The organism is uncultured Cetobacterium sp. (genome assembly GCF_947038635.1).
In the GTDB taxonomy this organism is placed as follows: Bacteria; Fusobacteriota; Fusobacteriia; order Fusobacteriales; family Fusobacteriaceae; genus Cetobacterium_A.
Window position 1 is genome coordinate 1 of record NZ_CAMQXC010000092.1, and the last position, 8,626, is coordinate 8,626.

Here is an 8,626-nt window from a genome sequence, read left to right on the forward strand (position 1 = left end):
CAGATAGCTCAGGATTTTAAGTCCTGTGCGTCTACCTATTCCGCCACCCAGGCGTTGATTTCTTGCTTTCGCTTTCAACAAAATAATAGTACCATTTTTTTCAGTAAAAGTCAACAAGTTTTTTAATTTTTTATAAAAAAAATTTTATTGCAACTTTTTTCAACTTATGATACCATTGAATGACTCTATATTTAGGAGAATTAAAAAGAAACTAAGCGCCAGAACTTTTTTAAGTTGACGAGGACTGGAATCATCGAACATTCGGCGGGTATTCCAGAGGTGACTACAACCTTAGACCTTCTACAAATCTAAAAGGTGACTTTTAGGACAAAGGAAAGTAAGTAGTGATTCTTCTTAAATATAAAGAACATTGAAAATTAAATATTTTAAGGAGGATTTTTTATGTGTGGAATTGTTGGTTACATAGGAAAAGGAGATGCTAAAAGTGTTATTTTACAAGGGTTGGAAAAACTTGAGTATAGAGGATACGATTCAGCTGGTATCGCAATTATAAAGGATTCTAAAATTATAGTTGAAAAGAAAAAAGGTAAACTAAAAAATTTAGAGACTCACTTAGAAGGAATGGATTTAGACTCTCATATTGGAATCGGTCATACAAGATGGGCTACTCATGGTGAGCCATCTGACAGAAATTCTCATCCTCACTTTAGTGAAGATATTTCTATTGCAGTAGTTCATAATGGAATTATTGAAAATTATTCCATATTAAAAAATGAGCTTATTCAAAAGGGATATAAATTCAATTCTGACACAGATACCGAAGTAATTGCTCATCTTATTCACTCTCTTTATAAAGGAGATCTTTTCAATGCAGTTACAGAGGCTATAAAACAACTTAGAGGAAGTTATGCTCTTGGAATTCTTCATAAAGATTTTCCAAATGAAATCATCTGTGCGAGAAAGGATAGTCCACTTGTAATTGGAATTGGTGAAAATGAAAATATTATAGCATCTGACGTCCCTGCACTTCTAAAATATACTAAGAACGTGTATTTTTTAGAGGATGGAGATATTGCTAAATTAACTGCTGACTCTGTTGAAATCTTTGATAAAACTTTAAATTCTGTAGGAAGAGAAATTAAAGTTATTGAATGGGACTACGAACAAGCTACTAAAGGTGGTTTCCCTCATTTTATGATTAAAGAGATTTTTGAACAACCAAAATCTATTGAAGAAACTTTAAATAGAAGAGTTCATAATGGAATCATTGATTTCTCTGATGTTTTATCTGATGATGAAATCAATAAATTTGATATGATTCATATTGTAGCTTGTGGAACTGCATATCATGCCGGATTACAAGGACAATATGCTTTGAGAGAGATTTCTAGGATTAATTCTTTAGTTGAAATTGCATCTGAATATAGATATATGGATCCTTTTGTTAACGAAAATACATTAGCTATTTTTGTAAGCCAATCTGGTGAAACTTTAGATACACTCGCAGCTTTAAAAGAAGCAAAATCTAGAGGTGCAAAAACATTAGCCATTACTAACGTTGTTGGTTCAACTATTTCAAGAGAAGCTCATAATACAATTTATACTATGGCTGGACCTGAAATTGCAGTTGCTTCTACTAAAGCTTACACAACACAAGTGACTATTTTCCAATTACTAGCTATATATTTAGCTGAGAAAAAAGGAAGATTATCTAAAGAAAAAGTAGAAAAGTTAATCTCTTCTTTATACAGTATTCCAGAAAAAATTAAAACTACTTTAGATAATACTGAAATTATTAAAAGTGTTGCAAACTTTATGAAAGATAAGCATAATGGTTTTTATATTGGAAGAGGTGTAGATTTTGCTACAGCTCTAGAAGGTTCATTAAAAATGAAAGAGATTACATATATTCATACTGAAGCCTTTCCTGCTGGAGAATTAAAGCATGGTTCAATAGCTTTAATAGAACCTGGAACACCTGTTGTAGTTATCGGAATGCAATCAAATCTTTTAGAAAAAACAATATCAAATATAAAAGAACTTAAAGCTAGAGGGGCACACATTATAACTATTGCTAGAAAATCTTGTGAAGAAGCTATTGATGTTTCTGATGAGTTTATCGGCGTGGAAGATATTGAAGATGTTTTCTCTGTTTTATTAGCTATTATCCCATTACAGCTTTTATCATACTTTACATCAGTAGATAAAGGTATCGATGTAGATAAACCTAGAAACCTAGCAAAATCAGTAACTGTTGAATAGTTTAAAAAGAGCCAATAGGCTCTTTTTTTTATACTTATTAAGTAGAATTTAACGTTTTTTCATGTTATAATATTTTTACTTTAGGAGGTTATATATGAACGATAGATTAAAAGGCACAATTTGGATGTGTATCTCTGCTTTAGGGATGGCACTAATGGGAGCTACAGTTAAGTTTATTGGTAGCGATATCTCAACTTTTGAAAAACTTTTTTTTAGAAATCTTATTGGTGTAGTTATGTTACTTTTTACAATGAGAGGACAAAATATAAATATTTGGGGAAGTAGTAATAGAAGTAGATTATTTATGATCTACAGATGTGTTATCGGGTTAACTGGTGCGGTTTTGTATTTTTATTGCATAAATAAACTTTATTTAGCAGATTCAGCTTTATTAAATAAACTTTCACCATTCTTTGTAACTATTTTTGCAACTTTATTCTTGAAAGAAAAACTTGAAAGACACCAAATACCCATTTTAATTGTTGTATTATTTGGAGCTCTTCTTGTTATTAAACCTAAATTTAGTTTTGAAATGCTTCCTGCTCTAGCTGGATTCTTGTCAGCTATTTTTGCCGGTGGTGCCTATACTTTAGTTAGATACCTTAGAACTATGGAAGAGCCCTCAACTTTAGTTTTATGGTTTTCAGCTTTTTCTATGATAGGAATGATTCCACCTATGTTAATACAGGGCTTTGTTATCCCTAATGGCATTCAATTATTCTATCTTATTTTAACTGGTATTTTTGCAACTGTCGGACAAATTGGTTTAGCATACGCTTATAAATACGCTTTAGCTAGTGAAGTTTCCATATATCAATACTTAAGTATTATATTTTCAGCCATAATTGGATTTATGTTTTGGAAAGAAATTCCAGATGCTTTAAGTTTAGTTGGCGGATTAATAATTATTGGTGCAGCTATTTTTAACTACAGATTATCAAAAAAGTGATTGCTATAAGCAATCACTTTTTTATCTCTTCTATTACACTACTCAGCTTTATACTTTGTTTATTTTTATAATTCTGATATTCCTTTATTATCTTTTCATCTATAAAATAATATCTTTCATTATTTAGTTGATAACTTTTCAAAGGATATTTTTCTATTCTAACATCTTTTTTTTCTAATCTTATAACTGTTGAACAACCCTTTCTACAAGGCTCTAAAGGAGAACAAGTTTTAAAACAGTCATCTTTTTCATAAATTTTATATGATATATATCTACAGCATATCGGTCTTAATTTATATATCAAGCATTCTCCTATTTTTTTATCATGAAAATAACAAATATTCCCCTCTAATTTATTTTTTAATATTTTTTCTTTTATTTCATTATTTTTATTTAAAAACTCTACTATCTCTTTCTTTTCATCTAAAGATATTAGTGAATAATCCCAATTACAACAACCACAGGAATTAGAAGTTTGATTACATAATCTCTCTCCATTCAACTTCACTATTTTATTTTTTGCATCTTCTAATATTTCTCTTAATATTTTCATTTTTCTTCCTTTTAAAATGTATATGAAACACCTACTGTCACTGTTCTCCCTATCGCAGGATAATATTGTCGTCTAAATTTCCATTCATTATTTTCATAATTATCATCCCAATAACCTGCGTATTCATCATACTTTTCATCAAATATATTTTCAATTCTACCTGTTATCATAAAATCAGAAGTTATTTTATAGTAAGCTGATAAATCAAAAGTTACGTATTCACCCGAATTTTTACCTCTTAAATTTTCTAAGTCATCTAAATCATATGATTGACTATAATAAATGCCCTCAAAAGTTGTAGAAAATTTTTCAGTAAAATCATATGTTAATCCACCTGTTATTTTCCAATTAGGCACACTCGGTATTTCAGAACCTGCATACTCTCCACTTACAACTTTACTTTTTATATATGTTATAGATGATCTTAAAGTTAATTTATCTATATAATGTTCAGCAACCCCTTCAAACCCAATTCTTTCAGTTTTTCCAATATTATAATTTACCATACCTGAAAACTCTGGTGGTATAGCTGAGTATATCTCATCATGTGTTTTTTTATAAAATGTAGAAACAGATAAATATGTGTCATTCAGAAAATCTTTAAGCCCTACCTCTATTGTATCTTGAACTTGAGGCTTTAACTTTTCAGAATTTTTTGTATATCTCATTTCAGAAGCTGTGGGTGTTCTAAAGGCTCTATTGTACGAAACATAAGTAGAACCAGTATCAGAATATAAATAATTAGCACTTAACTCATAAGAATAGTTATTATATTTGCTATCATCTTTTGTACCAATCTTATTCCAATTATTTAAACTTGCATTTCTCCAATAAAAATTATATTTCGAATAATCATACCTTATTCCCTGACTTAATTGTAATTTTCCAAGTTCATACTTATTCATAAAAAATGTTCCAAAATTTTCTTTACTAGAATCCCCAGATTGTACATTTTTATAACCTGTTATCTTATCTTTCCCATCTTCTCCTAACCCCGTTACTTTTTTATATTCTTCTCCAACTGAATAAGGTTTAAAAGCTTCATCTAAATAGTCCACACCTACTATAAAATATCCGTCTAAGTTATAGTTATGCTTTATTTGAGCCTTTACGTATTTCCTTTCATCATCTCCCTCTCTTTTGAAACTACCATAGTATTGATTTCCTGCCTCTCTACTAAAATTACTATTTTTTCTGTAGTAATAGTTTCCATACATTAAGAACTCTGTATTTGGAGATATATTTTTAGTAATTTTTAAATAGTTATCATTAGACTCATATTTTGAACCAGATATTTTTCCAGGATCTTTTCTATCATTATCAGAAACATACCTCGGAACAGCTACTCCTAATCTATTTTTATCTCTATTATAAGTATACTTATACTCAATCTCTCCATTTTCTAAAAGGTATTTAGCTTTTAGATTAAATGAGTGATTTCTAAAATCTTCATGTTTTCTCCAGCCATTATTACTATCCTCAACAAAAGACACTTCAGTTAAAAGTTTATCTGTTATTTTTGTACCATAAAGAAATCCATATTTTCTAATATTATAACTTCCATAATCTCCAAAAATATTTCCATAAAAATCTTTATTTTCAACATTTTTAGTCAAAACATTAACTATACCACCTATAGCTTTATCTCCATAAAGTATATTCCCTCCTCCAGGAATAACCTCTATTCTATCAATCATTGCTAAAGGTAAATTAGATATCTGACTTGGTGAAACCGGAACTCCATCTAGTGTTATTAAAGAGTTTTTATCACTATACATGGAATTTAAGCCTCTTATATCAAACTTTATTGTTCCTGCATACCTTGTTACTCTTACACCTGGAACATTTTTTAATACATCCACCAAATCTTTTGCTCCACTATTTTTAATTTCTTGTGAAGTAACAATACTCACATTTGCAGGTGTATCTCTAACAGTAGTCTCAAAATTTTCTGTCGTTATAACACTATCACTCAATTTAATAACTTTATTTGATTCTTCGCCAAAAGATATAATGGAAAATAACAAATAACACATTCCTAATATTTTTCTATTCATCTTTCCTCCCATTTCATTTTATTCTTAAATGACAATTACTCAATATAGAAAAATACTAGACAATTAAAAAATCTAATAAAAATTAAAAGCCCATTAAACTTTAGTTTTTATTAGAAATTAGAAGTTTTTATTTAATTACAAAAAATTGTATTATAAAATATACTCTTATCTCTCATCTTTCCCCCACGAAAAATAAAAAACTAAATTTTAAATAAGTCTCCTGACTTAGTTTCATCCTACTCCTAATCCTTCCCAGATTTTTAATCCAGTGGTTCTATAGTTTCGTCCACAATACAGTAGCTTGGGGCTGTGCGGGATTCTCACCCATCTTCCTTTATTAAGCCTTTTGGCATTTAAAATACTTTTATAATATAATACTTTAAATTTATTTTGTCAATTATTTGAATATAACATTTATTATTTGAATATACTTCTTTACTTTTACTTCTTTTTTATATTATAAAAAAAGAAGTAGAACTTCTACTTCTTTTCAGATTACAAAACTTTTCTAACTTGCCAAAAATGATTGTCCCAATAATCATCTATTTCAGAGATTATAACGCCCTTTGATGTTGATGCATGCATAAATTTATTATTACCTAAATAAACTCCTACATGATGAGTTTTTCTCCAACCTATCTTGAAAAATACTAAATCACCAACTTCCCAATAATTACGTTTTTTTATTTTATCACCCTCTTGGGCCATCTTTTTAGTTGTTCTAGGTAGTTTTTTAGTAAATTTTTCTCTATAAAGATGCTGCATTAAAGCTGAACAATCAACTCCACTTTTAGTTGTACCGCCTAGTCTATACTTGGTTCCTTTCCAACTTTTATAAAAAGCCGTTATCTTAGCAGTTCTTTCATTTCTTTCTCTTTCACTAATCCTGGCTGATGAACATCCTGTGAATATAACTAAAACGAACAAAAGTAATATTTTTAAAAGAAATCTATTATTTTTTAACAAAATTTAATTTTACTCCTGAATTTGTAATTAATACAATTCCATCTTTTGTTACGTCAATTTCTTTTGAATCTTTAAGATTTTTTAAATACTCTTGCTCTTGTATCATTAAATTTTCAGGTCCCATCATTCTAGTAGATCCAGGCTCTTGAATTGAAATTTTATTTCCTTCTAATGTATAGTTTGCAAAATATCTATTAACACTTGAAGTTCCAGAAACTTTATCTTTCTCAAAATTAATATCAATTTCACTCTCTGGAAGAACTCCTTGAAGAGTATATGTATTTCCTATAATTTGAGAACTTATATCCTCTTTTTTTCCAAAACACCCTACAAATAACATAGTTGTAATTAAAAATAATAGTAATTTTTTCATTTTTTCACCTCTTCTTTATTATTATTTTCTATTCTAACATGTTCAGCTTTAATTCTCCATATAAAATTTTAAATTTATTTTATCTATTATCTCATTATTTTTATTTAATATATCATATGTAATTTCTTGACCCTGTTCAAATTTTTCCAAATCATCAATAGCAACAAAAACTTTTCCATTCTCAACTTTAATTTTTATATTTTCAACTAATATCACTCTAGAATTTCCAAAATCATCTATAACCTCTTCAATATTATTAAGTTTTATTTTCAAATTCTTATAATTTTTATCTATAGTATTCGAAGATTCAATCTCATAATATTTATTATTTTTCTCCGAATCGCCTATCTGGATTTTATCTTGGCTATTATAATTTTTAGTTATTCCAATAACTTTAAAAACCTCTTTTTTACCACTTAAAATAACTATTTTATCTATCAACGTATTTTTTTTATTTTTATAAACTATACTTAAAATATCTCCTGAAATTTTGTAGCTCATATTATAATTCAAATCTTTTGGTAACTCTACTCCTATAAAAATTTCTTTCGAATTTTTAAATATATTACCGTAATTTAACTCTTCTAGATAAATTCCTGGATATTTTTCTATCAATGGAACAATTTTAACAGCATTTCTATAAGAGCTAGCCTCTTGATTATTTCCCTCTATTATTGCTTCTGATTTTAAAATCAATCTTAATCTATCTAATTTATCTTCACTTTTTGTTATTTCTAAATCATAATCATTTAATTTTATTTTTTTTACTATTAAGCATTTTTTTCCATACTCTTGTTTTTTTAAAATCGGATTTTTATAATCAAAATCTAAATATATATCTGGATTAAAACTAGGCATTTCTATATTTAGTACTTGAGTCGTAATTTTATCAGGATACTTATATTCTATTTCTAACTCATATTTTTTTTCTTTTAGATCCCATTCATAAATCATTAACTCCATTTTTTGTCTATTTAAACTTTTCCATTTTAACTCTATAACTAAACCATCTAAATCTATTTTTTCCACTTGGAAGGCATATTTATCCCAAACAACATTCTTTTCTTTTATTATTTTTCCATCTTTTTTTATTATAACTTTCTCTAAATTTTTATCTATTTTTAAATTTTTTCCTAAAATATCTACAGTTGAAAAATACCCAACTGTATTTGGATAGGTTGGAACTGGAATGTCTGAAATAATCAAATAATGTCCCTTTCCTAATAATGGTTCATTGGATTTATATTTTAAAGTTACTACATTTTTTGCTACCACTATATTTGTATAAATTAAAAGTAATAGTATTAATATATTTTTCATATTTCCCCCAAATATTTTTATCTTTTTTCTATATACTCTTCTATTAAATTATACTATATTTTTTTTGTAAAAAAAAGAAATGTTACAAAAAATAAAAAAAACTCCTTATAAAAGGAGTTAATAACTTTTTATGGTGCCGCTTATCGGAGTCGAACCAATCACCTACTGATTACAAGTCAGTTGCT

General features: G+C 27.8%; 7 protein-coding genes and 1 riboswitch. Of the genes, 2 read left to right on the top strand and 5 right to left on the bottom strand.

The window, feature by feature from the left end; genetic code table 11:
* The first annotated feature begins 402 nt into the window (after window positions 1-402).
* Both glmS and Q0V08_RS08760 read left to right on the top strand, forming a co-directional pair.
* Window positions 403-2,223, top strand: a complete 1,821-nt coding sequence (gene glmS, locus Q0V08_RS08755) for a glutamine--fructose-6-phosphate transaminase (isomerizing) (RefSeq protein WP_297433983.1) — start codon at window positions 403-405, stop codon at window positions 2,221-2,223.
* A 94-nt stretch (window positions 2,224-2,317) separates the two neighbouring features.
* The gene (locus Q0V08_RS08760; protein ID WP_297433984.1) at window positions 2,318-3,172 is read left to right on the top strand and encodes a DMT family transporter; all 855 of its coding nucleotides are present in this window, start codon (window positions 2,318-2,320) and stop codon (window positions 3,170-3,172) included.
* Window positions 3,173-3,185: 13 nt separating this feature from the next.
* Here the strand turns inward: Q0V08_RS08760 and Q0V08_RS08765 are convergent, their stop codons facing one another.
* From Q0V08_RS08765 to Q0V08_RS08785, 5 genes are all read right to left on the bottom strand, one after another.
* Window positions 3,186-3,725, bottom strand: a complete 540-nt coding sequence (locus Q0V08_RS08765; RefSeq protein ID WP_297433986.1) for a hypothetical protein — start codon at window positions 3,723-3,725, stop codon at window positions 3,186-3,188.
* 11 nt (window positions 3,726-3,736) lie between these two features.
* Complete coding sequence (locus Q0V08_RS08770) at window positions 3,737-5,782, bottom strand: TonB-dependent receptor (RefSeq protein ID WP_297433988.1); 2,046 nt, start codon at window positions 5,780-5,782, stop codon at window positions 3,737-3,739.
* Window positions 5,783-5,974: 192 nt separating this feature from the next.
* A riboswitch (cobalamin riboswitch) is annotated at window positions 5,975-6,154 on the bottom strand.
* A gap of 123 nt (window positions 6,155-6,277) precedes the next feature.
* The gene (locus tag Q0V08_RS08775; RefSeq protein WP_297433990.1) at window positions 6,278-6,748 is read right to left on the bottom strand and encodes an NlpC/P60 family protein; all 471 of its coding nucleotides are present in this window, start codon (window positions 6,746-6,748) and stop codon (window positions 6,278-6,280) included.
* Window positions 6,735-7,121, bottom strand: coding sequence for an META domain-containing protein (locus Q0V08_RS08780; RefSeq protein WP_297433992.1), 387 nt, complete (start codon window positions 7,119-7,121; stop codon window positions 6,735-6,737). Before Q0V08_RS08780 ends, Q0V08_RS08775 begins: the two co-directional genes overlap by 14 nt.
* A 48-nt stretch (window positions 7,122-7,169) precedes the next feature.
* Window positions 7,170-8,441, bottom strand: a complete 1,272-nt coding sequence (locus Q0V08_RS08785) for a hypothetical protein (RefSeq protein WP_297433993.1) — start codon at window positions 8,439-8,441, stop codon at window positions 7,170-7,172.
* Window positions 8,442-8,626 lie beyond the last annotated feature (185 nt).